This window comes from Pseudomonas sp. MPB03 (genome assembly GCF_046605385.1).
GTDB classification, from domain to species: domain Bacteria; phylum Pseudomonadota; class Gammaproteobacteria; order Pseudomonadales; family Pseudomonadaceae; genus Aquipseudomonas; species Aquipseudomonas zanjanensis.
In genome coordinates this window covers 6,121,408-6,136,992 of the sequence record NZ_CP176770.1, presented here as the reverse complement: position 1 = coordinate 6,136,992, position 15,585 = coordinate 6,121,408, and the positions used below count along the sequence as shown (strand labels likewise).

Genomic DNA, 15,585 nt, shown 5'->3' with positions numbered 1-15,585 from the left:
GTCTAGGCCAAGTATCGGGTAGTAGACCAGACTGGCGTACTGCCCGATAGCGCTCGACCTCTGTTCAGTTGGCGTCGGCTTGCGGGGCGGCCTGTTCGCTGAGCTTGTCGGCCAAGCGTACGAACGCCGCCAGGTCCAACTGCTCGGGGCGCAGGCTGCCATCAACGCCGGCGGCTTCGATTTCGGCGCTGCTGAGCAACAGTTTCAAGGTGTTGCGCAGGGTCTTGCGGCGCTGGTTGAACGCTTCGCGCACCACTCGCTCCAGCAGGCGATGATCCTTGGCCGGGTGCGGCAGGACGGCATGAGGCACCAGGCGAACGATGGCCGAGTCGACTTTCGGCGGCGGGTTGAATGCACCCGGGCCTACGTTGAACAGGTGTTCGACCCGGCAATGGTACTGGACCATGATCGACAGGCGACCCCAGTCGCCACCGCCAGGGCCGGCGGCTAGACGTTCGACCACTTCTTTTTGCAGCATGAAGTGCATATCGCGGATCAGGCCGGCATTGCTCAGCAGATGGAAGATTAGCGGCGTGGAGATGTTGTACGGCAGGTTGCCCACTACCCGCAGGCTGTTCGGCGCGGCGTTCAGGCTATTGAAGTCGAACTTCAGCGCGTCGCCCTGGTGCAGGTTGAAGTTGCTCTTGCCGGCGAACTGCTGGTTGAGGATCGGGACCAGGTCTTTATCCAGCTCCACCACGTCCAGTTGTGCGCCGCTGTCGAGCAGGCCCTCGGTCAGGGCGCCCTGGCCCGGCCCGATTTCCAGCAAGCGGTCGTCGGGCTTGGCCCGGATGGAGCGCAGGATGCGATCGATCACGCCGGCGTCATGCAGGAAGTTCTGGCCGAAGCGCTTGCGCGCGCGGTGTTGGTATTGCTCGGTCATAAATGGGTCTCGGCCATCTGGTAGGCGGTTTCCAGCGCGACTTGCAGGCTGCCGGTATCGATCTTGCCGCTGCCGGCCAGGTCCAGGGCGGTGCCATGGTCCACGGAGGTGCGGATGATCGGCAGGCCCAACGTCACGTTGACTGCTGCGCCGAAGCCTTTGTACTTCAGCACGGGCAGGCCCTGGTCGTGGTACATCGCCAGCACCGCATCGCAGTGCTCCAGATATTTGGGGGTAAACAGAGTGTCGGCAGGCAGCGGGCCACGCAGGTCCATGCCCTCGCTGCGCAAGCGCTCCAACGTGGGTTCTATGATGTCGATTTCTTCTCGGCCCAGGTGTCCGCCTTCGCCGGCATGGGGGTTGAGTCCACAGACCAGGATGCGCGGCCGGGCGATGCCGAATTTTTCCTGGAGGTCGGCGTGCAGGATGCGCGTGACCCGTTCCAGGCGTTCCGGGGTGATGGCGTCGGCGATGTCCCGCAAGGGCAGGTGAGTGGTCACCAGGGCCACGCGCAGGCCACGAGTGGCGAGCATCATCACCACTTGCGCGGTGTGGGTCAGATCCGCCAGGAATTCGGTGTGCCCGGAAAAGGCAATCCCGGATTCGTTGATCACGCCCTTGTGCACCGGAGCGGTGATCATGCCTGCGAACGCCCCATCCAGGCAGCCTTGGCCGGCGCGGGTCAGGGTTTGCAGGACGAACGCGGCGTTGGCCTGGTCCAATTGCCCGGTGACGACCGGGGCGCCCAACGGCGTATCCCAGACGTACAGGCTATTGGCGGGCGCTGGAATATCCGGCCAGGCCTGCGGCGTCACCGGCAACAGGTCGACGACCACCCCCAGTTGCGCGGCCCGCTCAAGGAGCAGGTCGCGACTGGTGATGGCAATCAGGGGATGCGGCTGGGGTTGCGAGGCGAGCAGCAGGCACAGGTCGGGACCGATGCCGGCTGGTTCGCCGGGTGTCAGCGCGAAACGCTTGGGTTTCACTGCGCTGCCTGGTCTGCACCAGGAAGTTTGATTTCAACGTAGGCTTCGTCGCGAATCTGACGCAGCCAGGTTTGCAGCTCTTCGTCGTATTTGCGGTTACGCAATACGGTCATCGCCTGCTGTTCGCGCGCCTGGGTGGTGCTGTCGGTGGCGCGACGGCCGAGGACTTCCAGTACGTGCCAGCCATAAGGGCTCTTGAACGGCTTGGACAGCTGGCCTTGCGGCGTATCAGCCATGACCTGGCGGAACTCGGGAACCAGGGCGTTTGGGTCCACCCAGTTCAGGTCGCCGCCGTTGAGGGCCGAGCCCGGGTCTTCCGAGAAACTCTTCGCCAGTTCGGCGAAGTCTTCACCCGCTTCGATGCGGTCGTAGAGTTTCTCCGCCAGACGCTTGGTCTCGGCTTCGCTGCGAATCTCGCTTGGCTTGATCAGGATGTGGCGAACATGGACTTCGTCACGGACCTGGGTTCCACCACCGCGTTTTTCCAGCACTTTCAGGATAATGAAGCCACCTGGGGTACGTGCTGGCTGGGTGATGTCGCCGACGGCCATGGCGCTCAGCTCGCGGTCGAACGGAGGCGGCAATTGAGCGGGCTTGCGCCAGCCCATGTCGCCGCCTTCCAGGGCGTTGTCGCTGCCCGATTTGGCAATGGCCATCTGGCCGAAGTCGGCCCCTTGCTTGAGCTGCTGGTAGACATCCATTGCCTGGCGATAAGCACTTTGGATGGCTTCGGAGTTGGCGCTTTCCGGGGTAGGAATCAGGATGTTCGCCAGGTGCAGCTCTTCGGAAAGCTGCATCTTGCCCAAGTCGGAGGCGAGGAAGTTTTTCACTTCCTGTTCCGACACCTGGATGCGTTCGGCGACACGGCGCTGGCGCACACGGCTGATGACCATTTCGCGGCGGATCTGATCGCGGGCGTCCTCGTAGGAGAGGCCGTCGCGAGCCAGGGCGGCGCGGAACTGGTCGATGCTCATGTTATTGCGCTGGGCAATGGTGCCGACGGCCTGGTTCAGTTCTTCATCGGTGATGCGGATGCCGGAACGTTCGCCGATCTGCAATTGCAGGTTTTCGACGATCAGGCGTTCGAGCACTTGCTGGTCCAGCACGCCTGGAGGCGGCAGGCCTCCGCCGCGCTTGGCGATGGTTTGCTGCACTTCATGGACGCGCTGGTCCAGTTGGCTCTGCATGACTACGTCGTTGTCGACGATGGCCACTACCTTGTCGATGGACTGTACCGCGGCGTTGGCTGCGGTACCCAGGAACAGCGCGCCCAACATCAGCGGGCGCAGACAATCAGAAAGCTTGGTCTTCACGTTCACGATAACCTTGGATGCCTTTGTCGAGGAAGCTCTCTACCTTGGCGCCGGTCAGGCCGCCGAGTCCCTTCAGAACAATTTGGAGGAAGATGCCGCGGTCGCCTTTTTCGTTTTCCGGGGCGGCTTGACTGAACTCTTCGTAGTCGACCCAGTAACGGTTGATCAGGCGCAGTTTCCAGCAGCAGTTGTCGTATTCGAAACCACCGAAGGCTTCCAGGGTACGGTTGCGGTTGTAGTCATACTGCCAGCGGCTGATGAGGTTCCACTGTGGCACGATCGGCCAGATGACCGAGAAGTCGTGCTGCTTGATCTTGTAGTAGTCCTTCACGTAGCCAGGTGTGCCTGGCGTGCCGTAGTCGCCACCGCCCACGGACCATTGACCCGTAGTCTGGTCGTAACGGACCTGGTCGTTGCGATAGCGATAACCGGCGTTGATGACCTTGTTCGGGTTGTCTTCTGGCTGGTAGTGGAACATCGCGCTGCCCGAGCGAGGGCTGTGGGTGTCCGGATCCCAGTTGTAGGTAGCCGTGGTGCGCCAGTCACGGTTCCAGCGGAATTCGTACTCCAGTGCGTATGGAGATACGTCTGACTTGGCATCTTCACGCGTGTTGAAGTCGATGCCTGGCAGTTGAACTTCGCGGTCCTTGAAGTAAAAGGCCTGGCCGACACTGACGCGCTGGCGCTCGAAACCGTTTTCCTGGATCCAGCGACTGGTCACGCCCAAGGACAGTTTGTTCTCGTCGCCGACACGGTCGGAGCCGGAGAAACGGTTGTCCCGGAACAGCGAGGAATAGCTGAAGGTGGATTCGCCGGTGTCGAAAACCGGAATGTCGCTTTGATCTTTCTCTGGGACATAGAGGTAGAACAGGCGCGGCTCCAGGGTTTGACGGTAGTTGCTACCAAACCACTGGGTGTCCCGGTCGAAGTACAGGCCGCTGTCGATGCTGGCGATTGGAACGCCGCGGCTCTGGCTGCCACTGTAGGTGCCCCGCAGGCGATCAGTCTCGGCATCTTGGTTCGAGATGTCGAGCTTGCCTCGACTATCCAAATCCAGGTCATATTGAGTGTACTGATATTTGAGCGACGGCTTGATGAAGCCATAGCTTGCTTCCATCGGTAGGCTCATAACCGGCGCCAGGTTCAGGCGATTGCCGTTAGCCCGTGCCAATCCGCTAACCTTGGTGTCCAGCCGGTCCTCGGTATTACCATCTTCGTCAGTGTAGACACCATTCCGCAAATTCCGATCAAACCGCACCAACTCCGTCTTGTAAGCGAAGTCCAGGCCATATGGGTGCTGAGGTAGCTGACCGATGAACGTGATCTGCGGCAAACGATTGTACGGCGTGATCTTCGAAATCGTCGCCATCTGGTAAGCCTGGGCATTCACTCGCGCCGTGTAGTTGTCACCGCGATAGCTGACCGCGCCTTGCTGGTTGACGTAGTTACTGGACTCGATACCAATCTGATCGCTTTCAAGGTCCTGGAAATAGTACGGATCGCTGATCTTGGTGTAGTCGACTTCCGTCAGCACGCGCGAATCGAGGCCGCCCTTGTGCTGCCAGTTGTACATGTAGCGAGTCTTGTCGTAGTCGCTCTGCCCGCTGCGCTCATCGTCTTCGTCGTTGAGGTATGCAGCACCGAACTGGCCTTCGCTGGACTTGGTCAGGTAGCGGAACTCGCCTTCCATCAGCAGGCCGCGCTTGGCCATGTAGCGCGGGTACAACGTGGCGTCGTAGTTCGGCGCCAGGTTGAAGTAGTACGGGGTGACCAGCAGGAAGCCGGTGTCGCTGCTGGTGCCGATGGTCGGCGGCAGGAAGCCGGACTGGCGACGGTCGTCGATCGGGAAATAGATGTACGGCGTGTACAGGACCGGGAAGTCCTTGACCCGCAGTGTCACGTTGGTCGCGGTACCGAAACCGGTGGCCGGGTTCAGGGTGATGTTGTTGCCCTTGAGTGTCCAGGCGTTGCTGCCCGGCTCGCACGTGGTGTACGTACCGTCCTTGAGGCGGATGATCGCGTTCTCGGCGCGCTTGGCGTACAGCGCGTTACCGCGGATGCGCGATTTGTGCATCACGTATTCGGCGTTGTCGACCTTGGCTTCGCCGGTGTCCAGCTGCACATCGGCGTGGTCGCCGACAATCAGCGCACCGTTGTCGCGAACCCGCACGTTGCCGCTCAGCTCGCCACGGTTCTCGGCCTGGTACAGGCTGGCCTCGTCGGCCTCGACCTGCATGCTGCCCTGGCGCATGACCACGTCGCCGGCCAGGGTCGCCACCTGTTCTTCCTGCTGATAGCGCGACGCCTTGGCGCCGAGGAAGGTGGGCGCATCGCTCTTGGCCGTCTTGTCATCCATGCCAGGACGCGTCGGCTCGATATAGGCACCCGCGCAGTAAGGACCAGTTTCAGCCAGTTGCGCCGGGGTGAGGTTCTCGCGTGGAACCCAATCCAGGTGGCTGTAGTCTGCACTTCGCGACTTCAGGCCACGGCCCTTGGCTTCGGTAACAAGCATCGGCTTTTCGCCGGCTTCCTCGCCCGAGCCGCTGTCGGCCGGAGCAGCGCCGCTGTCGGAAACCGCACTGCCATCATGCACGGGACGCGGCGGCAACGCGGCGGCCGGTGTCTTGGGTGCACAGTCCCAGGCACCCGAAGCGGAGACGGAGCAGTCATACTGCTGCGCCGCGACGACGAATGAAGAGGCCAGGGGTTGCAGGGCCAGCAGACTGCCGGTGACCAGCAACGGAAATTTTTTACGAAACGCGGGGGATTTCAATGCCATCTTATTAGTCCGGGCTTCCTGCGTGCCATCTGCCCGCGGTGTGGGCCGCACGCCTCTCGATGGTCTGAAAAAGATGCTGGATAATAAAGCATGACCCGCTTGACGGCTAGCGCCGTCGGAGACCCTTGCAATGCCCGACCAAGATGTACGCTTGCAACACCTGAAACTTTGGCTCGATGAACAGCTGCCGATCCTTTTCACTCAACAGGGCTGGGGGGCCGTACCCCCGGCCACGTTGACCGCCGCCAGCAGTGACGCGAGTTTCCGGCGGTATTTCCGCTGGGAAGGCGAGGGCCGCACTATGATCGTGATGGATGCGCCGCCGCCCCAGGAAAACTGCAAACCCTTCGTGGATATTGCTTTTTTGCTGGCGAAATCCGGCATCAACGTGCCGAAAATTTATGCCGAAGACCTTGAGCGCGGCTTTCTTTTGCTCAACGACCTGGGCAACCAGACCTATCTGGACGTGATCGACGGTGAAAATGCCGACGATTTATTCGCAGATGCCCTGCAAGCCTTGTTGGCTTTCCAGCAACTGCCAATGGTCGCGCCGCTGCCGAGCTACGATGTCGCGTTGCTGCGTCGAGAGCTGGAACTGTTTCCCGAGTGGTACGTCAAGCGCGAGTTGGGCATCGAACTCGATTCGGCCCAGCAGCAACTCTGGCAGCAAGCCACCGAGCTGCTGATCGACAGCGCCCTGGCCCAGCCCAAAGTGCTGGTGCACCGCGACTACATGCCGCGCAACCTGATGCTCAGCGTGCCGAACCCCGGCGTGCTGGACTTTCAGGATGCGGTCTATGGCCCGGTGACCTATGACGTGACCTGCCTGTTCAAGGATGCCTTCCTCAGTTGGCCCGAGGCGCGGGTGCGCGGTTGGCTGGAGCGTTACTGGCAGCAGGCCGGCGCCCTGGGTATTCCCGTCCAGCCGGATCTCGAGGATTTCCTGCGGGCCAGCGATTTGATGGGCGTGCAGCGTCATCTCAAGGTCATCGGGATCTTCGCGCGCATTTGCCACCGTGACGGCAAGCCACGTTACCTCGGCGATGTGCCGCGTTTCTTTGCCTATATAGAAGCGGTCATCGCCCGTCGTCCTGAGCTGGCACCGCTCGATGAGCTGTTTGGCAGCCTGCGGCAATCGGCCGGAGAAACGGCATGAAAGCGATGATCCTGGCCGCAGGCAAGGGCGAGCGCATGCGTCCCTTGACCTTGACCACGCCAAAGCCGTTGATTCGTGTGGGTGGCGTGCCCTTGATCGAATACCACTTGCGGGCGCTCGCCAAGGCCGGGTTCACCGAGGTCGTGATCAATCACGCCTGGCTCGGCCAGCAGATCGAAGATCACTTGGGGGATGGTTCACGGTTTGGCGTGAACATCCGTTTTTCCCCCGAAGGCGAGCCGCTGGAAACCGGCGGTGGAATCTTCCGGGCCTTGCCGCTGCTGGGCGATGACGCGTTTGTGGTGGTGAACGGCGATGTCTGGACCGATTACGATTTCAGCGTATTGCGCGGGCCGCTGGAAGGGCTGGCGCACCTGGTGCTGGTCGATAATCCCGAGCATCACCCGGGCGGCGATTTCACCCTGGTCGACGGAAAGGTTCACGATGGGCAAACACCTGCCGACAACCTGACCTATAGCGGCATCGCCGTCCTGCATCCGCAATTGTTCAATGGTTGCTCGGACGGTGCCTTCAAGCTCGCACCGCTGTTGCGCACGGCCATGGCCGAGGGGCGCGTCAGTGGCGAGCACCTGAAAGGGCATTGGGTCGATGTCGGTACCCATGAACGTTTGGCGCAGGTCGAAACCTTGATAGAAGCGAGCGGTTGATATGTGGTGGCCAGGGACTCTGATTGGAGCCGGGGCGGGCTTTGCCATAGCCAGCATCCCGGGGGCCATGCTCGGCGCGTTGTTAGGGCAGGCGCTGGACCGGCGCCTGAACCTGCAGGGTTGGGCGCAAATACGTGAGCGTCTGGGCGGACGCCCGGCGTTACGCAACGATGAATTATTGTTTGTGTTGCTCGGACGCCTGGCCAAATGCGACGGGCGTGTGGTCGATGGCCATATCCAGCAGGCTCGCCAGGAGATGCGGGCGCTGGACTTGAGCGAGTCGGCGCAACGCCGGGCCATCGCGGCGTTCAACCGGGGCAAGTCCGGCAACGATCGCTTGCGCGGCTATATGCGTCGCCTGGCCGCTCAGCCCCATGCGGCTGAAGGGGTGTTGCGCGCCTGTTGGCGGATGGTCTGGGCCGACGGACGCGCCGGTGTCGACGAGCGAGAACTGGTGACCCAATGGGGCCGCTGGTTGGGCTGGACGCCGCAACAGGTCCAGGCGTTGGCGGCTGACTACGAACCGCAGAAACTGTCGCGGCCCAACGCCGGCGTGACCTATCAGGAGGCCTTGCGCCTGCTGGGGGTTTCGGCCACCAGCGAACCGTCGCAGATCAAGCGCGCCTATCGGCGCCTGCTCAGTCGGCATCACCCGGACAAGATTGCCGGCAGCGGTGCGACGCCCTTGCAGGTGCGTGAAGCCACCGATAGAACCCGGGAATTGCATAACGCCTATCGGTTGATTCGGGAGCGACGGGATTTTCGCTAGCCGCGCAGGGAACAATTGTGGCGAGGGGATAAATCCCCTCGCCACAACAGTGCTTCACTTGAGGTGTGAGCCGGCCCTTACTCCGCCTTCTGCGGATCCAACCAACCCCGCACCCGCCGAAACAGCTGTTCCTGCTCCGCCGACCGGTTCGGCAGGGCCTTGAGGGACACTTGGCTGAATGTGGAACCTTTCAAGCGTTTGCTCCCCTGCAAGCGCTCCAGCGCCGCGTTGCGATCCAGCGCCTTATCCATGTAGAAAATATCGGCGGTCGCCAGTTTCAAGGTCGGGGTCAGTTCGGCCAGGCCAGGCTTGGCGGTGACTGGCGTCTGGGCGGCCACCATCACGAAGCGTTCGACTTGCGAGGGCTGTTTTTCACTCAAGTAACGCGCGGCCCAATAGGCGCCGGTGCCATGGCCCAGCAGCACGATGCGGCGTGCGCTTTGCTGTTCGGCGTAGGCCAGCGCCGCGTCGATGCGGGCGAAGATGCGCTCGGCGTCAGCGCTGGCGTGTTCTTCATCGGTGCCTGCAACGACTGGGTCCACTGCATCGGCTTCGCCGCCGGCGACTTGTTCGATCGGTGCCGAAGTGGTCGCGTCCGGTGCCGCTGCAACGGCGTCGGCCGGTTTGGTCTCGGGCGGCGCTTCCACCACGCGCGGTGCAATGACGTCGCTTTGCAGGTCCGGCAGGGTGATACTCAGGCTGCTCCACTGCGCGTCGGGCAGTTTTTTACGCAGTGGGCCGACGACTTGAGGCCAGTCAGCGGTTTCGCCGGCACCGGGGATTATGATGACCGCACCCCTGGGGTCACTGGTATTGGCCGGTTTCCACAGCGCCAGGAAGGTGTCGCTGCCGGTCTGCAACTGTTGCTGTTCCTGGGGCGGAACCTTTCGTTCAAGTGCCGCCGCTTCCTCCTGGCTACGCTCGAGCAAGGGCTGGCGCTCGACGGGTTTCTCCTCGGCAGGTTGCTCGGCGACGGGGGCCGTTTCGCTGGCCTGGACAGAAAAGGCACTTGGCAGGATCAGCGACAGGCACAATGCTGGCAATGCCAGGCGATAAACAAAGGGCATCGGATATTCCATGACCAGAAGTATTTCCGGCAGCCTAATGGGTTGGTCAGTATTTGTCAGTGCATGAGACTTCGATGATGCGTTTTTGCTGCCTGTGGGTTATCGGCTGTTTATGGCTTCCCTTGATGGCGTGGGCCGCGCCCGCGCCGTCGGCGCCAGGGGTGCAATTGAATGCAGGGCAGCGCCAGTGGCTGATGCAACATTCACAATGGCGGGTCGGCCTGGTCTTGCAGGCGCCTTATGCGCAATACGACCGGCGCTTGCAGCGGTTGTCCGGCACCAACGTCGAGTTGATGCAATGGCTGGGCAAGGCATTGAACGTCGAGCTGACCTGGCGCAATTTCCAGGACGTGGCGCAACTGGAAGCCGCGGTGCGCGCGGGTGAGGTGGACATCGCTCCCGGCCTGACCCAGTCCCCGGGCGGGCTCAAGCTCTGGCAGTTCTCCAACCCCTACATGCGTGTGCCGCAATTGATCGTCGGTGCGCAAAAGGGCGCCGAGGGGGTGGAGTTGGAAAAACTCGACGCCCAGGCCCGCGTCGCCGTGCGCATGCCCAGCGCCACGGCTGATTACCTGCGCAGCAACTACCCGACGCTGAATCTGCAAGGCGTGCCGCTGGAGCGCGAGGCCCTGCAATTGCTGCTGACCCAGCAGGCCCGATACGCGGTGGTCGACGAGGCGCAACTTGGACGACTGATGGTCGAACCCGAATTCGCCGAGCTGGCGGTGGTGGGCGACATTGGCCTGCCGCAGCTGCTGCGGGTCGCCACACGCCGGGATTGGCCGGAACTGGGCGAGATCATCGACAGCGGTTTGCAGGCAATCCCGGCCAAGGAGCTGGAGCAACTGCACAGCCGTTGGCTCAAGCCCAAATACCCGCGCCTGACCGAAACCCCGGGTTTCTGGCAGAACCTGACCCTGTTGATCCTGGCCTTGCTGCTCAGCAGTGTCGCCATCGTGTTCTGGCAGCGCCGCCAGCAACGCGGCCTGGAGCGCCGATTGCGTTCCGCGCGGGAAGACATCGCCCAGCGTACGGCCAGCGAGGAGGCCTTGCGCCTGACGCAGTTCTCCATCGACCAAAGCACGGTGGGCATCCTCTGGGTCAATTGGGACAGCCACGTGCGTTATGCCAACCGAGCGGCCGAAACCATGCTCGGCTACGCCTCGGGCGCCATTATTGACCGGCCCCTGATTGACTTCGAACCGGGCTTGCACATGGATCGCTGGCTGAACCTGTGGAAGCGCGCCCGGGCCAGTGAAGACGGACCGCAGAGTTTCGAGACCGAATGCGTGCGAGCCGATGGCAGCATCCTGCCGGCCGACGTTTCCCTGAGCTTCCTGCGTTTTCGCGACGCCGAATATTTGGTGGTCTACCTCAACGACGTGACCGAACGCCGACGTGCGCTGGCGGCGTTGCGCGAAAGCGAGGCGCGGTTGCAAGGCATCGCCGCCAATGTGCCGGGCCTGGTCTTTCGCCTGGAGCGGGCGCCGGTGACCGGCCAGATCGACTTCGCCTACATCAGCGAAGGCAGCGAAAGCCTGGTGGGCTATTCCCCTGCAACCCTGGCCCGCAGCGACACTGGGCTGCGCAGCCTGGTGCACCCGCAGGACAAGGCCGACTACCACCGTACCCAGGACCAGGCGCTGGATACCGACAGTGACTGGTCCTGGCAGGGCCGTATCCTGACCCGCGAAGGCCAGGAGCGTTGGGCCGAGATCAAGGCGATCACCCGTCGCCTCGAAGATGGCGCCTACGTCTGGGACGGTATCGTCTGGGACATCACGAACAGCAAGCGCATCGAGCTGGAGCTGGCCAGCTCCCGGGAGCAATTGCGCGAATTGTCGGCACACTTGGAGAGTGTGCGGGAAGAGGAAAAGGCCCGTATTGCCCGGGAAGTTCACGATGAGCTGGGTCAGATGCTGACGGTGTTGAAGCTTGAAACATCCATGTGTGAGTTGGCCTATGCGCAACTCGACCCGGGTCTGCAGGAGCGGCTTAACAGCATGAAGCGCCTGATTGCCCAGTTGTTCCAACTGGTGCGGGACGTGGCGACGGCGTTGCGCCCGCCCATCCTGGATGCGGGCATTGCTTCGGCCATCGAATGGCAGGCCCGGCGCTTCGAGGCGCGTACGCAGATTCCTTGCCTGGTGCAGGTGCCGGACAACCTGCCAACCCTGAGTGACGCCAAGGCCATCGGCCTGTTTCGGATTCTTCAGGAGGCGCTGACCAACGTGATGCGCCATGCCCAGGCGCATACCGTGGAGTTGACGCTGGTCCAGCAAGGTGCTGATTTATGTCTGACGGTCAGCGACGACGGTGTAGGATTTATTGCCGATACGAGCCGGCCCACATCCTTTGGTTTGGTCGGCATGCGCGAACGGGTGCTGATCATGGGTGGGCAATTGACCTTGGACAGCGAGCCGGGGGAGGGCACGACCCTGTCGGTGCGGGTGCCGTTGCAGGAGGCCTGATGGTCTTGGGTTGCCTGGGCTGGCGCCTTCGCGAGCAAGCCCGCTCCCACCTTGTATCGGGGTGGATTCAAGATGTGTGTTTACCGCCGATCCATTGTGGGAGCGGGCTTGCTCGCGAAAGCGGTGTATCGGCTTGCAAGGATGTCGAGCGTAAAGTAGCCATTGCGAACCCGTTCGCGATGAGATCCTGAATCTGGAGAGCAATGTGATCCGTGTACTGGTAGCCGAAGACCACACCATCGTCCGCGAAGGCATCAAGCAGTTGATCGGCCTGGCCAAGGATCTGGTGGTGGTAGGGGAGGCGAGCAATGGCGAACAATTGCTCGAGACCCTGCGTCACGTGCCCTGCGAAGTAGTGCTGCTGGACATTTCCATGCCGGGGGTCAACGGCCTGGAGGCGATCCCACGGATCCGGGCGCTGAACAATCCGCCGGCTATCCTGGTGCTGTCGATGCATGACGAGGCGCAAATGGCTGCTCGCGCGCTGAAAGTCGGCGCCGCCGGCTACGCGACCAAGGACAGCGACCCGGCCCTGCTACTCATGGCGATTCGCAAGGTAGCGGCCGGTGGACGCTACATCGACCCGGACCTGGCCGACCGCATGGTCTTCGAAGTCGGCCTCACCGATACGCGGCCGCTGCACTCGCTGTTGTCCGAACGTGAATTCTCGGTCTTCGAACGCCTGGCCCAGGGGGCCAACGTCAACGACATCGCCCAGCAACTGGCCCTGAGCAGCAAGACCATCAGCACCCACAAGGCGCGGCTGATGCAAAAGCTCAACATCACCTCGCTGGCCGAGCTGGTGAAGTACGCCATGGAGCACAAGCTGCTCTAACCCTCCACACGTTCCCCTGTGGGAGATTCTATGGTTGAGGGGAAGCCCTCAAGCCGCTTTTGGTTGGTATTCGCTTTGCCCTTTCAGCAGAGCGAATACGATCCGAGCAAGCTTGCGTGCCAGTATCACTAGCGCCTGGGTGGTAGCGAAGCCTTGAGCTCTTAGTTTTTCATAAAAGCCTTTCCAGGCAGGCGTACGGCTAGCCGACATGGCTGCGTTGTGCAAAAGCCGACGAACTTCCGGATCGCCTCGTTTGCTCAAGCTTCGGCGGTCGTCTTTTTGTCCTGATTGGGACACTCGCAAATCCATCCCCAAGAAGGCAATGAAGGCGTCTGCGTTTTTGAAGTCGCCCCGCTGAAACGCCGTAAGTAAGCGGGCTCCGGTCAGAAATCCGATGCCCTCGACCTTCAGGCAATGGTTCAGTTGACCTAGCAAACCAGCATTTTTCAGATGATCCTTGATCGTCTTCTCGATCAATGTCTCAAGCCTCTGCATGGCGGCGATTTGCTCGGCGAAAGCGGTCTTGAGCAGCGGCTCATTGGCCCAGCTTTGTACCAGGGCGACTCGAGCCTGAACCAACGCAGCGCGACGGCGGAAAAGGCTTAGAAGCTGGCGATACAACGGAGATGGCGGCGCCCATGGATGAAGCTCATGCCCTTCGTTCTTCAGGTAACGAGCCAGCAGCTTGGCGTCCAGCGCGTCGGTTTTGGCGCGTACTTTTACGCCTTTGCGGTAATGGTGAAGTTCATAACCGCCCACCATATAGATCGTGCAACCGGCCTCATAGGCCAGATCAGCAAAATCCAAGTGATAGATATTGGTCGACTCAATGGCGACATCGACGGGCCCCGGCAGTACTTTCAACCACCTTTTGATGGCCGCCTTGTCGTTGGGAATCGCTTCCAACACATCAAGCTCTGCGTGATAGATCACCAGCTCGTTCTTGGCGACATCCACGCCCACGATCGGCTTTGTGACAGAAACCGGCATTGCCATTGAAAATCCTCCGGGCTAAGGTTTGAACACTTGAAGGGGTCACCCAGAGGCGCAGGCTTGTCTCTATCGTCGATCCAGGCCGAAGCATTCTTTATCGGCGCTTGGGTGAAAGGAGGAGGGGCGAAATCTCCCACGGTCTGTACTGCGCGAACAGTCAGAATCGAGCCTTGTCCCTCCTCCTCCCTTCAAGTCCTACCATACAAGCGAGCTTGCTCGCGATTGAATCGGCCCATTCTGCATTGATGTTGGCTGATCTACCGCTATCGCGAGCAAGCTCGCTCCCACAAGGAAATGCGCTGACATACCTATTTGCGACACGCCCCAATACCGCGTTCGCCCCTGCTTGCAGCTCGCCGTTTGAAACTCGCCACTGTCCTTATCCAATCCCGCCATCCTTGTAGGGCAATCCCTACCCCGACTCTTCCATCCGGCTGAGGCGATTCTCTCCTGCCCCCCGATTTGCGCGGCCCCCAGGCTCCACTAGGCTTGATTCACAAGCAGTCATCAAAACAAAAGGTGCGGGTATGAGCCAGGTCGATTCAAGCGCGGGGGCCAGTGATGTGCTGGTCAGCTTTCGTGGTGTGCAAAAGAGCTACGACGGCGAGAACCTGATCGTCAAAGACCTCAACCTGGACATTCGCAAAGGCGAATTCCTGACCCTGCTCGGGCCCTCCGGCTCCGGCAAGACCACCAGCCTGATGATGCTCGCCGGGTTTGAAACCCCAACCGCCGGCGAGATCCTGCTGGCCGGGCGCTCGATCAATAATGTGCCGCCGCACAAGCGCGACATCGGCATGGTGTTTCAGAACTACGCTTTGTTCCCGCACATGACCGTCTCCGAGAACCTCGCCTTCCCACTGACTGTGCGTGGCTTGAACAAGAGCGACGTAAGCGATCGGGTCAAGCGCGTCCTGAGCATGGTCCAGCTGGACAGCTTCGCCCAACGCTACCCGGCGCAATTGTCCGGCGGCCAGCAGCAGCGGGTGGCCCTGGCCCGGGCGCTGGTGTTCGAACCGCAGCTGGTGCTGATGGACGAACCCCTCGGCGCGCTGGACAAGCAATTGCGCGAACACATGCAGATGGAAATCAAGCACCTGCACCAGCGACTTGGCGTGACCGTGGTCTACGTGACCCACGACCAGGGCGAAGCCTTGACCATGTCCGACCGCGTGGCGGTGTTCCACCAGGGCGAGATCCAGCAAATCGCCCCACCACGCACCCTGTATGAAGAGCCGAAAAATACCTTCGTCGCCAACTTCATTGGCGAAAACAACCGTCTCAACGGTCGCCTGCACAGCCACACCGGCGATCGTTGCCTGGTGGAGTTGGCGCGCGGCGAGAAAGTCGAGGCCCTGGCGGTGAACGTCGGCCAGCCTGGCGAGCCGGTGACCCTGTCGATCCGTCCGGAGCGGGTGAGCCTCAACGGTGTCAGCGAACAATGTGTCAACCGCTTCTCAGGGAGGGTGGCGGAATTCATCTATCTGGGCGACCACGTCCGGGTTCGCCTGGAAGTCTGCGGCAAGAACGACTTCTTCGTGAAACAGCCGATTGCCGAGCTCGATCCCGCGCTCGCCGTCGGGGACGTGGTTCCGCTTGGCTGGCAAGTCGAGCATGTGCGTGCGCTCGATCCCCTTTTAGAGGCGAATTGATCGCCCCCTGCTG

12 protein-coding genes are annotated in these 15,585 nt (G+C 61.5%); 6 read left to right on the top strand and 6 right to left on the bottom strand.

The genetic code is table 11. From position 1 onward, the window contains the following. Positions 1–64 precede the first annotated feature (64 nt). From rsmA to ACLH0I_RS26800, 4 genes are read right to left on the bottom strand one after another with little or no spacing between them, the layout of a single operon-like run. Positions 65–883 carry a 16S rRNA (adenine(1518)-N(6)/adenine(1519)-N(6))-dimethyltransferase RsmA gene (rsmA, locus tag ACLH0I_RS26815; RefSeq protein WP_186706966.1) on the bottom strand — a complete coding sequence of 273 codons (819 nt, stop codon included), beginning with the start codon at positions 881–883 and terminating at the stop codon, positions 65–67. Next, positions 880–1,869, bottom strand: a complete 990-nt coding sequence (pdxA, locus tag ACLH0I_RS26810; RefSeq protein ID WP_411385789.1) for a 4-hydroxythreonine-4-phosphate dehydrogenase PdxA — start codon at positions 1,867–1,869, stop codon at positions 880–882. Before pdxA ends, rsmA begins: the two co-directional genes overlap by 4 nt. Further along, the gene (gene surA, locus ACLH0I_RS26805) at positions 1,866–3,182 is read right to left on the bottom strand and encodes a peptidylprolyl isomerase SurA (protein WP_139197732.1); all 1,317 of its coding nucleotides are present in this window, start codon (positions 3,180–3,182) and stop codon (positions 1,866–1,868) included. Before surA ends, pdxA begins: the two co-directional genes overlap by 4 nt. Beyond that, the gene (locus ACLH0I_RS26800; protein ID WP_411385788.1) at positions 3,163–5,961 is read right to left on the bottom strand and encodes an LPS-assembly protein LptD; all 2,799 of its coding nucleotides are present in this window, start codon (positions 5,959–5,961) and stop codon (positions 3,163–3,165) included. The genes surA and ACLH0I_RS26800 overlap by 20 nt, the downstream gene beginning before the upstream one ends. Before the next feature lie 130 nt (positions 5,962–6,091). Here ACLH0I_RS26800 and ACLH0I_RS26795 point away from each other — a divergent pair, with 130 nt between their 5' ends. From ACLH0I_RS26795 to ACLH0I_RS26785, 3 genes are read left to right on the top strand one after another with little or no spacing between them, the layout of a single operon-like run. Beyond that, positions 6,092–7,117, top strand: a complete 1,026-nt coding sequence (locus ACLH0I_RS26795; protein ID WP_250962142.1) for an aminoglycoside phosphotransferase family protein — start codon at positions 6,092–6,094, stop codon at positions 7,115–7,117. Further along, on the top strand, positions 7,114–7,785 hold the full coding sequence (murU, locus tag ACLH0I_RS26790) for an N-acetylmuramate alpha-1-phosphate uridylyltransferase MurU (protein ID WP_250962143.1): 672 nt from the start codon (positions 7,114–7,116) through the stop codon (positions 7,783–7,785). Before ACLH0I_RS26795 ends, murU begins: the two co-directional genes overlap by 4 nt. 1 nt (position 7,786) lies before the next feature. After that, on the top strand, positions 7,787–8,554 hold the full coding sequence (locus ACLH0I_RS26785) for a TerB family tellurite resistance protein (RefSeq protein WP_250962144.1): 768 nt from the start codon (positions 7,787–7,789) through the stop codon (positions 8,552–8,554). 77 nt (positions 8,555–8,631) lie between these two features. On the opposite strand, the gene ACLH0I_RS26780 is transcribed toward ACLH0I_RS26785, so the two are convergent. Beyond that, positions 8,632–9,621: an alpha/beta hydrolase family protein gene (locus ACLH0I_RS26780; protein ID WP_411385787.1), complete on the bottom strand. Its 990-nt coding sequence runs from the start codon at positions 9,619–9,621 to the stop codon at positions 8,632–8,634. Positions 9,622–9,695: 74 nt separating this feature from the next. Here ACLH0I_RS26780 and ACLH0I_RS26775 point away from each other — a divergent pair, with 74 nt between their 5' ends. Then, positions 9,696–12,092 (top strand): PAS domain S-box protein, encoded by a 2,397-nt coding sequence (locus tag ACLH0I_RS26775; RefSeq protein ID WP_411385786.1) that lies wholly within the window; start codon positions 9,696–9,698, stop codon positions 12,090–12,092. 205 nt (positions 12,093–12,297) lie between these two features. Next, the gene (locus ACLH0I_RS26770; protein ID WP_003206156.1) at positions 12,298–12,927 is read left to right on the top strand and encodes a response regulator transcription factor; all 630 of its coding nucleotides are present in this window, start codon (positions 12,298–12,300) and stop codon (positions 12,925–12,927) included. Positions 12,928–12,975: 48 nt separating this feature from the next. On the opposite strand, the gene ACLH0I_RS26765 is transcribed toward ACLH0I_RS26770, so the two are convergent. Continuing rightward, positions 12,976–13,923: an IS110 family transposase gene (locus tag ACLH0I_RS26765; RefSeq protein ID WP_250966064.1), complete on the bottom strand. Its 948-nt coding sequence runs from the start codon at positions 13,921–13,923 to the stop codon at positions 12,976–12,978. Between the two features lie 524 nt (positions 13,924–14,447). Between ACLH0I_RS26765 and ACLH0I_RS26760 the strand changes: the two genes are divergently transcribed. Beyond that, the gene (locus tag ACLH0I_RS26760; RefSeq protein ID WP_053125916.1) at positions 14,448–15,572 is read left to right on the top strand and encodes an ABC transporter ATP-binding protein; all 1,125 of its coding nucleotides are present in this window, start codon (positions 14,448–14,450) and stop codon (positions 15,570–15,572) included. Positions 15,573–15,585 lie beyond the last annotated feature (13 nt).